Origin of the sequence: Janthinobacterium sp. DSP2-3-3, assembly GCF_049897325.1 — a bacterium.
Classification (GTDB): domain Bacteria; phylum Pseudomonadota; class Gammaproteobacteria; order Burkholderiales; family Burkholderiaceae_D; genus Janthinobacterium.
In genome coordinates, this window is the sequence record NZ_JAFCWA010000001.1 from 327,469 (window position 1) to 339,942 (window position 12,474).

Annotated in this window: 15 protein-coding genes and 1 tRNA gene; 7 read left to right on the forward strand and 9 right to left on the reverse strand. The window is 58.5% G+C overall.

Features of this window, described 5'->3' with window-relative positions:
- The first annotated feature begins 3 nt into the window (after positions 1-3).
- Entirely contained in the window at positions 4-744 is a 741-nt protein-coding gene (locus ACP7DE_RS01610) for a GGDEF domain-containing protein (RefSeq protein ID WP_426070447.1), read from the forward strand.
- 14 nt (positions 745-758) lie between these two features.
- On the opposite strand, the gene ACP7DE_RS01615 is transcribed toward ACP7DE_RS01610, so the two are convergent.
- Positions 759-1,472 (reverse strand): substrate-binding periplasmic protein, encoded by a 714-nt coding sequence (locus ACP7DE_RS01615; RefSeq protein WP_426070448.1) that lies wholly within the window; start codon positions 1,470-1,472, stop codon positions 759-761.
- A gap of 428 nt (positions 1,473-1,900) precedes the next feature.
- Positions 1,901-2,761, reverse strand: coding sequence for a LysR family transcriptional regulator (locus ACP7DE_RS01620; RefSeq protein WP_426070449.1), 861 nt, complete (start codon positions 2,759-2,761; stop codon positions 1,901-1,903).
- A gap of 144 nt (positions 2,762-2,905) precedes the next feature.
- Between ACP7DE_RS01620 and ACP7DE_RS01625 the strand changes: the two genes are divergently transcribed.
- Together ACP7DE_RS01625 and ACP7DE_RS01630 are read left to right on the forward strand one after the other, a co-directional pair.
- Complete coding sequence (locus tag ACP7DE_RS01625) at positions 2,906-3,331, forward strand: VOC family protein (RefSeq protein WP_426070450.1); 426 nt, start codon at positions 2,906-2,908, stop codon at positions 3,329-3,331.
- 59 nt (positions 3,332-3,390) lie between these two features.
- Positions 3,391-4,647 (forward strand): cation:dicarboxylate symporter family transporter, encoded by a 1,257-nt coding sequence (locus ACP7DE_RS01630; protein WP_426070451.1) that lies wholly within the window; start codon positions 3,391-3,393, stop codon positions 4,645-4,647.
- Between the two features lie 47 nt (positions 4,648-4,694).
- Here ACP7DE_RS01630 and ACP7DE_RS01635 read toward each other — a convergent pair whose 3' ends face one another.
- From ACP7DE_RS01635 to ACP7DE_RS01645, 3 genes are read right to left on the reverse strand one after another with little or no spacing between them, the layout of a single operon-like run.
- Positions 4,695-5,144, reverse strand: coding sequence for an SRPBCC family protein (locus ACP7DE_RS01635; protein WP_426070452.1), 450 nt, complete (start codon positions 5,142-5,144; stop codon positions 4,695-4,697).
- Between the two features lie 26 nt (positions 5,145-5,170).
- Entirely contained in the window at positions 5,171-5,557 is a 387-nt protein-coding gene (locus tag ACP7DE_RS01640; RefSeq protein WP_426070453.1) for a nuclear transport factor 2 family protein, read from the reverse strand.
- Between the two features lie 33 nt (positions 5,558-5,590).
- Positions 5,591-5,974 (reverse strand): nuclear transport factor 2 family protein, encoded by a 384-nt coding sequence (locus ACP7DE_RS01645; protein WP_426070454.1) that lies wholly within the window; start codon positions 5,972-5,974, stop codon positions 5,591-5,593.
- A 230-nt stretch (positions 5,975-6,204) separates the two neighbouring features.
- On the opposite strand from ACP7DE_RS01645, the gene ACP7DE_RS01650 reads away from it, so the two are divergent.
- The 3 genes from ACP7DE_RS01650 (at position 6,205) to ACP7DE_RS01660 (ending at position 8,891) form a co-directional block, all read left to right on the forward strand.
- Positions 6,205-7,308: an alkene reductase gene (locus ACP7DE_RS01650; protein WP_426070455.1), complete on the forward strand. Its 1,104-nt coding sequence runs from the start codon at positions 6,205-6,207 to the stop codon at positions 7,306-7,308.
- A 66-nt stretch (positions 7,309-7,374) separates the two neighbouring features.
- A complete protein-coding gene (locus ACP7DE_RS01655) occupies positions 7,375-8,118 on the forward strand; it encodes an SDR family oxidoreductase (RefSeq protein ID WP_426070456.1) in 744 nt (247 codons plus the stop codon).
- Positions 8,119-8,255: 137 nt separating this feature from the next.
- Entirely contained in the window at positions 8,256-8,891 is a 636-nt protein-coding gene (locus ACP7DE_RS01660; protein ID WP_426070457.1) for a TetR/AcrR family transcriptional regulator, read from the forward strand.
- A gap of 65 nt (positions 8,892-8,956) precedes the next feature.
- On the opposite strand, the gene ACP7DE_RS01665 is transcribed toward ACP7DE_RS01660, so the two are convergent.
- The 3 genes from ACP7DE_RS01665 to ACP7DE_RS01675 all read right to left on the reverse strand — a co-directional run bounded on the left by ACP7DE_RS01665 (position 8,957) and on the right by ACP7DE_RS01675 (position 11,176).
- Positions 8,957-9,457: a nuclear transport factor 2 family protein gene (locus tag ACP7DE_RS01665; RefSeq protein ID WP_426070458.1), complete on the reverse strand. Its 501-nt coding sequence runs from the start codon at positions 9,455-9,457 to the stop codon at positions 8,957-8,959.
- Between the two features lie 109 nt (positions 9,458-9,566).
- Positions 9,567-9,950, reverse strand: coding sequence for a nuclear transport factor 2 family protein (locus ACP7DE_RS01670; RefSeq protein ID WP_426070459.1), 384 nt, complete (start codon positions 9,948-9,950; stop codon positions 9,567-9,569).
- A 56-nt stretch (positions 9,951-10,006) separates the two neighbouring features.
- On the reverse strand, positions 10,007-11,176 hold the full coding sequence (locus ACP7DE_RS01675; protein ID WP_426070460.1) for an NADH:flavin oxidoreductase/NADH oxidase: 1,170 nt from the start codon (positions 11,174-11,176) through the stop codon (positions 10,007-10,009).
- A 106-nt stretch (positions 11,177-11,282) separates the two neighbouring features.
- Here ACP7DE_RS01675 and ACP7DE_RS01680 point away from each other — a divergent pair, with 106 nt between their 5' ends.
- A complete protein-coding gene (locus ACP7DE_RS01680; RefSeq protein WP_426070461.1) occupies positions 11,283-12,254 on the forward strand; it encodes a LysR family transcriptional regulator in 972 nt (323 codons plus the stop codon).
- Positions 12,255-12,373: 119 nt separating this feature from the next.
- On the opposite strand, the gene ACP7DE_RS01685 is transcribed toward ACP7DE_RS01680, so the two are convergent.
- Positions 12,374-12,469 (reverse strand) — tRNA-Sec (locus ACP7DE_RS01685).
- Positions 12,470-12,474 lie beyond the last annotated feature (5 nt).

Below are 12,474 nucleotides of genomic sequence, written 5' to 3' on the forward strand. Positions count from 1 at the left end.
GGCATGCGCGCCGCCATCTCCGAGTCCAGCCTCGAACCCGACCTGTTCACCGTGGAAGCGGCGGCGCTGGCTGCCGCGCGCCGCATGCACGCCGACGTCCAGGCCAGCGGCGAGGCGCAGCGCCGCGTGTTCGGTGAACTGATCGTTCACTACGAACGGCTGATGCGCGAGACGCGGCGCCTGATCGGCCGCAGCGACCGCGCCGAGCGCGACATGCATTTGCTGAATCGCCAACTGCAAACCCTGGCCGGCCAGCTCGAGTACCGCGCCACGCACGATCCGCTGACGGGTGCCCTGAACCGCGGCGCCGTGATCGACCATGCCTCGCGCTGCCTGGCGCAGGGCGACATGGCCCTGATTGTGCTCGACATCGATCTGTTCAAGCAAGTCAACGACGATTTCGGCCACCCGGCCGGCGACGGCGTGATCCAGGCCGTGGTCGACTGCCTGAAGGGACTGCTGGGACAAGAAACGGCCATCGGCCGGGTCGGCGGTGAAGAGTTTTCCGTGGTCTGGCCCACCTCCTCGCGCGACGACGCGGCGACGGTGGCGCAGCGCATCTGCGAGAGCGTCGGCCGCCAGCGCCATGCGGCGCCCATCACGCGCCCCATCACCGTCAGCGTGGGCCTGAGCTGGAACCGCGCCGGCACCGCCTTCGAGACGGCCTACAGCCATGCCGACCAGGCCCTGTACCAGGCCAAGCGCGAAGGACGCAACTGTGTGCGCCAGTGGCTGGAAAGCTGAATCAATGCATTGAATCAGCGCAGCTGTTCGCGCGCCATGCTGCCGTCACGGCGCATGGCGGCTGCCGCGCGCTGCATGGCCGCCACCTGCGCCTCGGGCACCTTGAGGTTACAGGCCAGGTAAGTCTGCACGCGATTGAAGGTCAGCAGCGGCACCACTTTGCCCTCCCACTCCTTGCCGGCAAACGGCTTGCTGCCCACCGCCATGCCCACGGCCCATAGATCGATGCGCCCGAGCAGCAGTTTTTGCGGATTGAGCCACTCCTGCGTCACGGGCGCCACGCTCAGGCCGCGCTGGCGCAGGTAGTCGTCGCGCGCGTCGCCCAGCACCGTGCCGATCACCAAGCCGCGCGCATCGGCTAGCGTGCGCAGCGTCAGATGCCGCTCGGCCAGGCCATACAATATCCACTCCGCTTCGTTGAGCGGGCCGATCCAGCGAAATTGTGCTTCGCGCTCTTGCGTGCGGCTGGTGGAAAAGATGCAGGTGTCGGCTTCGCGCAGCGCCTGCGCATACGCGCGCTTCCATGGCAGCAATTCGATACTGTAGGCAATTCCGGCGCGCGCCATAATCTCGCGCACCTTCCTGGTTTCGCGTCCCACGACGACGTTGCCTTCCATCATGCTCGATGGCGACAAGTGCTCGCCAACGATGCGCAGACTTGTCGCCGCGGCCAGCGCCGGCATCAGCAGCGCCACTGCCAGCAGCCATGCCATGCTTGCTTGTTTCATGCTTGCTTTCATCTGCTACAGGGGTTTCAAGCCGATGTTACCATCGGCCCGCTGTTACGTCAGAAGAGAAACTTGAATCGCCCCTCATTGGTATCAAAAACTCAGGATTTTCATCCAGTACTTTTCGTCTCATAGCCTCTTGAATAGCCGCTAGATCAAGCATCTTGTCATAAACTTATTTCAATATACGCGTGAATGGCCTTGTTGCGAGCAAGCCTCATATAGGTCTGCACTCCAGGCTACGGATTGACGTCTGCCGAATGCTCCGACTGATTGCGCACTTCAAGAATAATCGTCATGAGGTCTGTGTTCCCATCAGCCACCGTCAAAAATCTGGCTTGCTGCCGATGGTTGTTGAAGCTATTCCCCGCAAGGAGCAAGCCGAGGAACTGATCTGAATTATCTTAATTGCAGTCGAGGCTGATCGCTCAGACAAGTTTTACCATCAGATCCACCAGCATGCGCGCAGGAGCGCTGAGGCTCGCCTGAGCGCGGTGTACCAATCCAATATCCCGATGGAAGGTGTGTGCCCCGAGATCGATGACGCGAATTGCAGCCGGCCAACGCCGATGGGCAGCAGTTTGTGGCAGCAAGGCAACGCCAACGCGATTGGCCACGAGCTTGATGATCGCATCGAGTTCGTCCACTTCACACACTTCGCGCAAAGGCAGATGCATTTTCCGCAGGAAACGATCGACTTGGCGCCCGCCGAACGAGGCACGGTCATAACGAACAAAAGGCTGCTGCGACAATAACTCCACCCAGTCATCACCGGGCACGTCGCGTGGCACGATCAAACGGAACGGTTCGCGCGCCAGCGTGGTCCAGCGCAAGTCGCTCTGCAGTGAGAAAGGTGGGCGAATGATGACCGCCATGTCGATCTCGCCCGCGTCTACCATATTCAACAACTCCATTGACAAGCCAGGTAAAACGCGCGTGCGGCAATCGGGCAATCGCTGGTGCAGCGCGGCCAAGGCGTCCGGCAGGAAGGAACGCTGTACTGACGCGATCGCGCCCATGGTCACTTTGGCGGCCGGCGCACCGGCGCTTGCGGAGCCCAGGTTGTCGTACAGGCGTAACAACTCCTGGGTCTGCTCCAGTATCTGATGCCCCATCTTGTTGAGCCGAGCGGAGCGCCCCGCGCGGTCGAACAAGGATAAGCCCAGTTCCGCCTGCAGACGCTGCATCTGTGCGCTGACCGCCGCTTGCGTCAAGCCGATCTTGTCGCCGGCAGCCGCAAACGTGCCCTCGCGCGCGACCGACACCAGGGTTTTGAGTTCTCGTATCATTCATCAATCCTATTTGTGTTTATGGAAAAAATATATTGATTATTTTTTTCATTGCAAGATTCTACAATACTTGAGTGGCGTCATTGACTTTCTCAAATATTGCCGAACCACGCCATACATCAAACACTAATAGGAGATTTCCGCATGAGTCTTTCACCTTTTCACCTTGCTATTCCGGTCTATGACTTGCCGGCGGCACGCCGTTTTTACAGCGATGTTTTTGGCCTTGAAGAAGGACGTTCAAGCGTGCAATGGGTCGACTACAACTTCTTTGGCCATCAACTGGTGATCCATGAACACCCCAAGACAGCCTCCCAGGAACACGTGCATTCGAACCCCGTCGATGGACATGACGTGCCGGTGCCGCACTTCGGTGTCGTGCTCAGTTGGAGTGACTGGGAGGCATTGGCTGAGCGCCTGAAAACCTTCGGCACCAAGTTCGTCATCGAACCGTACATCCGTTTCAAGGGCCAGGTGGGTGAGCAGGCCACCATGTTCCTGTTTGATCCGTGCGGTAACGCCCTGGAGTTCAAGGCTTTCCAGAACATCGACCAGCTGTTCGCCAAGTAATACCGGTGGCACGGGTCTCGCCCCGTGTCCAATTGCCATACAATAAAACGGGGACAGGCATGAAACGGATTTCTTTGGTTGTACAAATCGCCATCGGACTGGCGCTGGGCATACTGGTCGGCTGGTATTTCAACACGCATCCCTTGCACCAGGACTGGATGAGCTCGCAAGTGCTCAAGCCTTTGGGCGATATCTTTATCAAGATGATGAAGATGGTGGTGGTGCCGCTGGTGTTCTGCTGCATGGTGCTTGGCATTGCCGGCGGCGACAACAAATCGTTCGGCCGCATGGGCATGAAGTCAATCGGCTACTTTTTCGCCATCACCAGCCTGGCCATCGTCGTCGGTCTGCTGCTGGCCAACCTGTTCCAGCCTGGCACGGGTACCGATATTTCCTCCATGGTCCATGGCGCCACGACGATGAAGATGGAGCCGCCCAAAGGCGCGCTGGTGATCCTTCAGAACATCGTCCCGGAGAATATTTTCGTCGCGCTGGCGGAAGGCAAATTGCTATCCATCCTGTTCTTTGCTGTGCTGTTCGGCCTGTCCCTCAATTCCCTGCCGCAGGCCAGGAGCGCACCGGTGGTGGCAGTGCTGCAAGGCATACTCGACACCATGTTCAAGGTGGTGCGCATCGTCATGGCCTACGCGCCAATCGGCGTATTCGGCATGATAGGGGCCACCGTCTGCAGTTTCGGCTTCGCGTCGCTGTTGCCGCTGTTAAAGCTGATCGGCGTGGTTTACCTGGCGCTGCTGCTGTTCGCGCTGGTGGTGCTGGGCGGCATCTGTTACCTGATCGGCGAAAACATCTTCAAGTTGATACGCTATTTCAGGGATGAATTGCTACTGGCCTTTTCCAGCGCGGCCTCCGCCGCCGTGATGCCACAGCTGATGGAAAAACTGGAAGCCTATGGCGTGCCACGGCGCATCGTCAGCTTCGTGGTGCCGGTCGGCTACGCTTTCAACCTGGACGGCGCGGCGATTTTCCTCGGCGTGGCGACCATCTTTATCGCGCAACTATATGGCATCGACCTGTCGGTGACACAACAAGCAATGCTGGTGATCACCATGGTGCTGACGTCGAAAGGGGCAGCTGGCGTGCCGGGCTTTGCCATCATCATTTTGTCCGCCACGCTAGCCTCGGCCGGACTGCCGCTGGAAGGCGTGGCCCTGATCGCCGGGATTTTCAGGATTATCGACAGTGGCACGACGACCCTCAATGTACTCGGCAATGCCGTCGCGCCGCTGGTCATCGCGCGCTGGGAAAAAGAGGCTTTACTACCGCAACATTCCTTGGCGGGAATGGCCCGCCCTTGAGACGAAAAAAGCTTGCGGACGCGTCAGCGCCGCAAGCCGTCCTGGCGTCAGCTAAGTTCGAGCCTTGCCAGATAGGACTGTAAGCTCTGATGCCCGCCAACGATCAACGCATGTATCGCCGCCGTTTGCTGCTGCTGCGGATCCGGCTCGCGCAGATCGAAGGTGGCTTTCCAGGCGATCAGCGTCGTCGCCTGGTCGCTCACTGGCGTCAGGCGGATGGTCGCGACATAGTTGTCCACCGGCAGTGGCGATTCTTCGAAGCGGTACGACAGCCTGCGCTCGCTGTCATCAACCGACAGCAGTCTTTCGCGCAGGATGGCACCGTTCTCCAGCGTCAGGTGGCGCATGCAACCGACCATGCCATCCGGCAGATCGCCTTCGATGCGACTGAGCGTGATGGCCGGGTGCCAGGTACTGATCTGGCCAAATTGTTTTAGCACACGCCAGACATCGTCTGCCGCATGCTCGACCAGGGCGCAATATTCGACTGTTGCCATGATGGCCTCCTGTCTCAGGTAAATGTTCAGGCTGCGAACTGGTGGTAGACCTTGGCGATGACTTTCCATCCTTCGGGCAGTTTGATCAGGGTCAGGTAGTCGTTGTAGTCAGCCCCGATGGCGTCTTTTTCCATATCCACGCGCACCACGGCGGTAGTTGGCGTGATGGCCAGCACGTCGAGGCGTGTAGTGATGTCCGGCGCCCTGCCATTGGTCTTGACGAAATCGAACAGCTTGCTGATCGGGCCGCCCAGCAGTTCGCCATTGGTAAAGCCGTACATCACGGCATCCTGGTGGAAGGCTTGTGCAACGCCTTCGATACTGCCCGCGCGCAAGCCGTCGACATATTGTTGTGCAACAGCGATGACGGCAGCGTATTGGCTGGTGGCTACTGCCTTGATATTGTTGTTCATGATGGTTCCTTGTTAGTCAATAGAAAAGATGATTCAGGGTGCGACATGCGTGTGATAGATCTTGCTCACCACGGTCCACTTGCCTGCCACTTTCAGCAGGTTGAAGAAGTCGGTAAAGCAGAAGCCGGAAATATCATTGGTATCGATGCGGGCGCTGGCGGCCGAGCCGACGATGTCGATGCGTGCAATCACTGCCCGCGCCTCTGGCGACGGACGAAATGCCGTGTCGATGGTATCGAACAAGCCCTGGATGGCACCGCCCGTCAATTGATCGTCTGCAGTGACGCCGAAGATGGTGGCCTGCTCGCTGAACGCGGGCTTCATGATGCTGCTGTTGGCCTGTTTACCACCTTCGTTGTACTGATTGAGCACATCGACGATGGCGCTGTATTCCTGCACATAGCTTGGTTGGGACATGGATTACTCCTTAGTGATGGATGAATGGCCGGCGCTGCCAGGGCATGTGCCGGCATAGATCTGTAGCAATCGCTACGGAATAAGTGTATTATATAGTGATTGCTACAGATCGTGTCAATCGATTCGATTCAGCTGTGCCTGCGGGATTGCCGGGGCACCCACTATCACCGAAGGCCAGCGCAAGCGGGCCACTGCTCAGCGACCTTAACTGGTCGAGACAAGGAAAACACATGAAAGATAACGCCAGCCGTACCGATTTATTTTCGCCCGTCAACATGGGCGCCATCGAACTTGCCAACCGTATCGTGATGGCGCCAGTCACGCGCAGCCGCTATAGCGAGGAAGGCATCCCCGAAGAAATGCATGCGCTGTACTATGCCCAGCGCGCTAGCGCCGGCCTGATCGTGGCCGAGGCAACCAATATCTCGCCGCAGGGACGCGGCTATGCCGCCACGCCCGGTATCTGGAGCGACGCGCAGGTGGCAGGCTGGAAAAAGGTCACCGATGCCGTGCATGCGGCCGGCGGCAAGATCGTCAGCCAGTTATGGCACGTGGGCCGCTTTTCAAACGTTGCTCTGCAGCCTGATGGCGCCTCTCCCGTGGCTCCATCAGCCATCCAGGCTGAAGGCAACACCTACACCGCCGAGGGTTTCGTGCCGGTATCGATGCCGCGCGCGCTGGACACCTCCGAGATCCCGGGCATCATCGAGCAGTACAGGATTGCCGCGCGCAACGCAAAACGTGCCGGCTTCGATGGCGTCGAGGTGCATTCGGCGAACAGCTATCTACTGGATCAGTTCCTTCGCGACTCCACCAACCACCGGACTGACGCCTATGGCGGTTGCATCGAAAACCGCGCGCGCCTGACGCTGGAAGTGACGGCTGCAATCGTCGAGATATGGGGTAGCGAGCGTGTCGGCATCCGCTTGTCGCCGGTCACGCCCGATGCAGGCAACACGCCGCCGGACAGCAATGTGATGGCCATGTACGGCCACCTGATCCGTGAGCTGAACCGCTTTAACCTGGCGTATCTGCATTTTGTCGAAGGCGCGACCGCAACCTCGCGCGAGGTGCCGGATGGTATCGACCTCGATGCATTGAGCGCGCAATTCCAAGGCCCATTCATCGGCAACAACAACTACGACCTGGAAATGGCGGTACAGCGCCGCGCGGCAGGCAAGATCGACGCCGTTGCCTTCGGGCGCTGGTTCATTTCGAATCCCGACCTGGTGCACCGCCTGCAGTCCGGCATCGAGCTGGTGATCGCGCCACGCGAGTCCTACTACGGCGGCGGCGCCAAGGGTTACACCGACTGGCCAACGGCCGCCAACTGATTCGCCAGCAATTTATCGCCATTTAGTGCCCGGCGGGTGCCGGGCATGCAACCGAAAGGAAACATCATGAGTCATCTTCACAACAAAACTGCCATCATTACCGGCGCATCGTCGGGCATCGGTGCGGCATCGGCGCGCGCGCTGGCCGCGCATGGCGCGAAAGTCGTACTGGCGGCGCGCGACCAGGTAGGCCTGGACGCCATCGTCGCTGAATTGACGGCGGCCGGCGGGCAAGCGATCGGCATCGTGTGCGATGTCACCAAGCCGGCCGAGATGAAGGCCCTGGCGCAATCGGCGCACGACCATTTCGGGGCCGTCGATATTCTCGTCAATAACGCCGGCCTGATGCTTTTTTCCAACTGGACCGACCTGGCTGTCGACGACTGGGAAAAGATGATCAATGTTAACGTCAAAGGCTATCTGAACGCGATCGCCGCCGTGTTGCCATTCATGCTGGCGCAAAAATCCGGACAGATCCTGAACATGGATTCGGTCGCCGGCCACCAGGTAGGCCCTGCGGCGGGCGTCTACAGCGCCACGAAATTTTTTGTGCAGGCGATGACGGAATCGATGCACAAGGAGCTTGGCGTCCAGCATGGCATTCGCGTCAACACTGTCAGCCCCGGCGTGATCAACACGGGGTGGGCCGACAAGGTCACCGATCCGGCGGGCCGCAAGGCGGCGCAAGAACTCAATAAGATTGCGATTGCGCCGGAAGATATCGGCCGCGCGGTAGTCTACGCGCTGGACCAGCCGGCCAATGTGACCGTCAACGATCTGATCATCTCGCCGACCCGCCAGGACTGGTAAGCTTCCCCACGGCACGCCAGGCCGCCCGGGCGAACGCCCCGGCGGCCTGTTTGCATTGCCGTTGCCGGGCGATGGCCGGTATACTCGGCAACGAGCAGTTTTATGTGCAGCAGATTTGAAAAGAGGCGGTAATCCTGATGTCCAGCATTGAAAATCTTCCATCGACCACCAGAATCAAGGGCCGGCCGCGTGGCTTTGACCGCGCCGAGGCCCTGGTGCGGGCACTCGATGTGTTCTGGCGGCGTGGCTACGAACCGGCCTCGCTGGCCGAGTTGTGCTCGACCATGGGCATCAATCCGCCCAGTTTGTATGCCGCCTTCGGCAACAAGGCCAAATTATTTCTCGAAGCCGTCGATTTTTATGAGCGTACCTACTGGGATGCGCCGTGGGCGCGCATGGCCGATGAGCCGGACGTCCATCGCGCAATTGATCGGTTCTTCAAGGAATCTGGCGAGATATTGCTCTCACCACAGGTACCCTGCGGTTGCCTGGTGGTGCTGGCCGCCATCAATGTGTCGGCGGAGTCGGTCGAGGTCTTCGATGCTGTGAAAGCCTTGCGGCAAGAAGGTATCGCACACTTCAGCAAGCGGCTAAAAAAAGGCATCAGGGACGGCCAGTTGCCCGCCAGGACCGATGTCAAATCGCTGGCGGCCGTGCTCAACACTTTATTGGAAGGTATGTCGATTCATGTACGCGATGGCGTGACGTTAAGCGAAATGACAAAGCTTGCTGCGTACGCGGTAAGGCTTCTTCCAACAAAGGCTCTTACTTGAGCGCTACGCAGCATGAACGACTTGTCGGTTACTACCAGGCCCATCGTTCAACACCAATGCCGCGCTTAGGGCGCGACGTGGGTATGAAATATCTTGCTGACGATGGTCCACTTGCCATCGACCTTGAGCAGATGGAAAAAGTCGCTGAACGAGAAACCCGAGACATCGTTGGAGTCGACGCGCGCACTGGCAGCGGTGCCGACGATATCGATTTTGACGATCACGCTTTGCGCTTCAGGTGATGGGCGAAATGGCGGGTTGTCGATAGCCTTAAACAGTTCCTGGATGGAGCCGCCAGTCAGCTTGCCCTTGGCATCGACGCTGAAGATGGTGGCTTTTTCACTGAAGGCTGGCTTCATGACCGTGCTGCTGGCCTGTTTGCAGCCGTCTATGTATTTGTTCAGTACCTCCGTGATGGCTTGATAGTCCTGCACGTAGGTGGGTTTGTTGATGGCCTTGCTACTGGCAACTTGCTGGCCGCCTTGCAGGTCTGCGGCTTGAGCAGTGGCGCCCATGCCAGAAATGATTGCAGCGAACAACAAGGTCTTGAAGAGGGTTTTTTTCATTTAGTCACTCGTGATAACGGTTGCAACTGCTGATGAAGGCAGCAGATTTGAAGGGAGGCCTGATCTGCTATGCATGCTCATCGCGGACTGAACAATGCACACCGGAAGTTCAGGGTGCGATGTGCGTGTGGAATATTTTGCTCACTACCGTCCACTTGCCTTCAACTTTCAGCAAGTGGAAGAAGTCGGTAAAGCAGAAACCAGAAACATCGTTCGTGTCGATGCGCGCACTGGCGGCGGTGCCGACGATGTCGACTCTGACGATTGCCCCCTGAGCTTCAGGCGATGGATGGAAAGCGGTGTCGATGCCGTCGAACAGATTTTGAATACCTCCGCCAGTCAGCTTGCCTTCGGCATCAACGCTGAACATCGTTGCCTGTTCATTGAAGGCCGGTTTCATGATGCTGCTATCGGCTTGCTTGCAGCCTTCGTTGTACTTGTTCAGTACTTCGACGATGGCCTGGTAGTCCTGCACATAGGTCGGTTTGCTCATGTTTTTACTCCTGGTTGTTAATACTAAAAAACCGGCCGCCCTGGCCGACATGGGGTTCAATCCTTGCGGGTAGAAGCGGTAGCAGCCGGTGCCGGGGACCATGCACCCAACTGTGCCAACTTGCTGGCACGGTGGTCGAGCCACCAGCCGGCCTGGACATTCCAGTTGGCATAGGCTGCGTCCGGGTTAGCCGCTCCCAGCGCCTGCTGTGCATGCAGGGGGAAGTGCGGATCGCGCAGCGCCGCATGGCCCAGTGCGACCAGGTCGGCCTGGCCGGAAGCGATGACGGCTTCGGCCTGCGCCGGATCAACGATAATGCCGACGGCCATGGTGCCAATATTGGCTTCGCGGCGGATCTGCGCGGCGAACGGCACCTGGAAGCCATAGCCGTTCGGGTATTCATAGACGCCGAAACCGCCGGACGAGCAATCGATGACGTCAACACCGACCGCCTTCAGCGCTTCGGCCAGGGCGACGCTGTCGTCAATGGTCCAGCCACTGCTACTGCCATCGACCGCCGACAGGCGCACGAACAGTGGCTTGTCCTGCGGCCAGACCGCGCGCACTTCACGGGCGATTGCCAAAGGCAGGCGGATGCGGTTCTCGAAGCTGCCGCCGTATTCATCCGTGCGATCATTGGTCAGCGGTGAGAGGAAAGCGTTGAGCAGAAAGCCGTGCGCATAGTGCAGCTCGAGTACATCGAAGCCTGCCTCCAGCGCACGGCGGGCGGCAGCAACAAAATCATCACGGACCTTGGCGATGCCGTTAGCATCGAGGGCTGTGGGCAGCAGCCAGCCGTCGGCCACCGGACGCGCGCTGGGCGACACCACTTCCCAAGGGATCTCACCGCGCGCCGCGTCCATTTCGTTCAAGGGGCCGTTGCCTTCAAAGGCGCGCTGGATGCTCGCTTTCGGCCCCGCATGGCCTATCTGGATGCCAGGCGTGGCACCATAGGCCTTGGCAAAGGCGGCGATGCGCGCCAGGCCGGCAATGTGCGCGTCATCCCACAGGCCCAGGTCGCCATGCGTGATGCGTCCTTCGGGCGAGACGGCGGTCGCCTCGACCATCAGCAGGCCGAAGCCGCCAAGAGCGAAACGTCCGTAGTGGATGGTGTGGTAATCACTGGCCAGGCCGTCTTTCGCCGTGTACTGGCACATCGGACTGAGGGCATAGCGATTGCGCAGGGTGACACCACGCAATGTCAGGGGTTCAAAGATTTTGTTCATGCTTCTTTTCTCGAAAGATGGCTGGCGTAGCCGGAATGATTTGCTTGATGTGATCAGTATGCAGATCAGCGATAATGACGTAAATAGTCATAGGTGGAGATACAGTATGAGCAAAAAAGTCATAATAGAAGCTCCGGCCAGCACTGAGGATGCAGGGCGCGCACTCCCTTCACCGCCGTTGCACCTTCCAGGTTTGCTGACCTTCGAGGCTGCCGCCAGGCATTTGAACTTCGCGCGCGCTGCCGCAGAAATAGGCGTCACGCCGACTGCGGTATCACGCACGATCAAAAACGTGGAAGCCCAACTGAATGTGCGTCTGTTCAATCGCACTACACGTAGTGTCAGTCTGACCGAAGCTGGCGCGTCATTGAACGCGGCATTGTCGCCTGCACTTGCCTTGATCAGAAACTCCTTGTCACTAGCTTTGCTCACGACGGATCAACCGTCGGGCATGTTGCGCGTCAGTTCATCCTACGTTGCCTACCGTATCTTGATCGAGCCCCATATGGCGTCGTTCCTGGAACAGTTCCCCTTGATTAATGTCGAGATATCACTCGATAATCAACTGAGCGATATCGTCAGCACCGGTTTTGATATCGGCATACGCATGGGGAGGAAACTGCAAAATGACATGATTTCTGTACAACTGGGAGCAGTACAAAAAAGAATTGTGGTAGCAGCGCCCGATTATTTCCGCGAGCGCAGTGAGCCACAAACGATGGCTGAACTGCTCAAGCACAACTGCCTGCGCCAGCGCTATTGCGTGGGGGGCAGATTGTATGACTGGAAGTTCGAAGATCGCGGTCAGATGGTGCAAATCGATGTTCAAGGGCGCTTTATTTTTGACGAAATGCGATCCGTGCTCGACGCTGCAATACAAGGCCAGGGCATCGCTTTCATCCTGGAAGATTTTGCGAAGCAGGAATTAGCCAAGGGCATGCTGCGACAGATACTGAGTCAGCACTGGGCATGGGATGACGCTTTTCATCTCTACTATCCCCATCGCGAGCACATGCCCGGAAAGCTGCGTGCATTCGTTGATTTCATGCGCGATGCCAATCAGACGAAAACGTCTTGATTTGATGGCTACTATTGCAGTGTGAATCTGCGGCAACGTAGCAACAAGCCAACGCCGGGAGAGCGCAATGAGAGCGCAATGAGAGCGACATTAGGGAGAGGGGTCGACGGAAAAGTAACTGGCGGAAAACAGTAGGAGTCGAACCTACGGGAGAACGTCTGACGCCCTCCACCGGGTTTGAAGCCCGGCCACATCACCGGATGAGTGTGCTTTCCGCAGT

Coding starts and splice junctions, on each gene's coding strand:
- ACP7DE_RS01615 (WP_426070448.1), bottom strand. CDS start 1,472: ATGAAACAAGCAAGCATGGCATGGCTGCTGGCAGTGGCGCTGCTGATG.
- ACP7DE_RS01625 (WP_426070450.1), top strand. CDS start 2,906: ATGAGTCTTTCACCTTTTCACCTTGCTATTCCGGTCTATGACTTGCCG.
- ACP7DE_RS01620 (WP_426070449.1), bottom strand. CDS start 2,761: ATGATACGAGAACTCAAAACCCTGGTGTCGGTCGCGCGCGAGGGCACG.
- ACP7DE_RS01610 (WP_426070447.1), top strand. CDS start 4: ATGCGCGCCGCCATCTCCGAGTCCAGCCTCGAACCCGACCTGTTCACC.
- ACP7DE_RS01670 (WP_426070459.1), bottom strand. CDS start 9,950: ATGAGCAAACCGACCTATGTGCAGGACTACCAGGCCATCGTCGAAGTA.
- ACP7DE_RS01680 (WP_426070461.1), top strand. CDS start 11,283: ATGAGCAAAAAAGTCATAATAGAAGCTCCGGCCAGCACTGAGGATGCA.
- ACP7DE_RS01665 (WP_426070458.1), bottom strand. CDS start 9,457: ATGAAAAAAACCCTCTTCAAGACCTTGTTGTTCGCTGCAATCATTTCT.
- ACP7DE_RS01635 (WP_426070452.1), bottom strand. CDS start 5,144: ATGGCAACAGTCGAATATTGCGCCCTGGTCGAGCATGCGGCAGACGAT.
- ACP7DE_RS01640 (WP_426070453.1), bottom strand. CDS start 5,557: ATGAACAACAATATCAAGGCAGTAGCCACCAGCCAATACGCTGCCGTC.
- ACP7DE_RS01675 (WP_426070460.1), bottom strand. CDS start 11,176: ATGAACAAAATCTTTGAACCCCTGACATTGCGTGGTGTCACCCTGCGC.
- ACP7DE_RS01655 (WP_426070456.1), top strand. CDS start 7,375: ATGAGTCATCTTCACAACAAAACTGCCATCATTACCGGCGCATCGTCG.
- ACP7DE_RS01660 (WP_426070457.1), top strand. CDS start 8,256: ATGTCCAGCATTGAAAATCTTCCATCGACCACCAGAATCAAGGGCCGG.
- ACP7DE_RS01645 (WP_426070454.1), bottom strand. CDS start 5,974: ATGTCCCAACCAAGCTATGTGCAGGAATACAGCGCCATCGTCGATGTG.
- ACP7DE_RS01650 (WP_426070455.1), top strand. CDS start 6,205: ATGAAAGATAACGCCAGCCGTACCGATTTATTTTCGCCCGTCAACATG.
- ACP7DE_RS01630 (WP_426070451.1), top strand. CDS start 3,391: ATGAAACGGATTTCTTTGGTTGTACAAATCGCCATCGGACTGGCGCTG.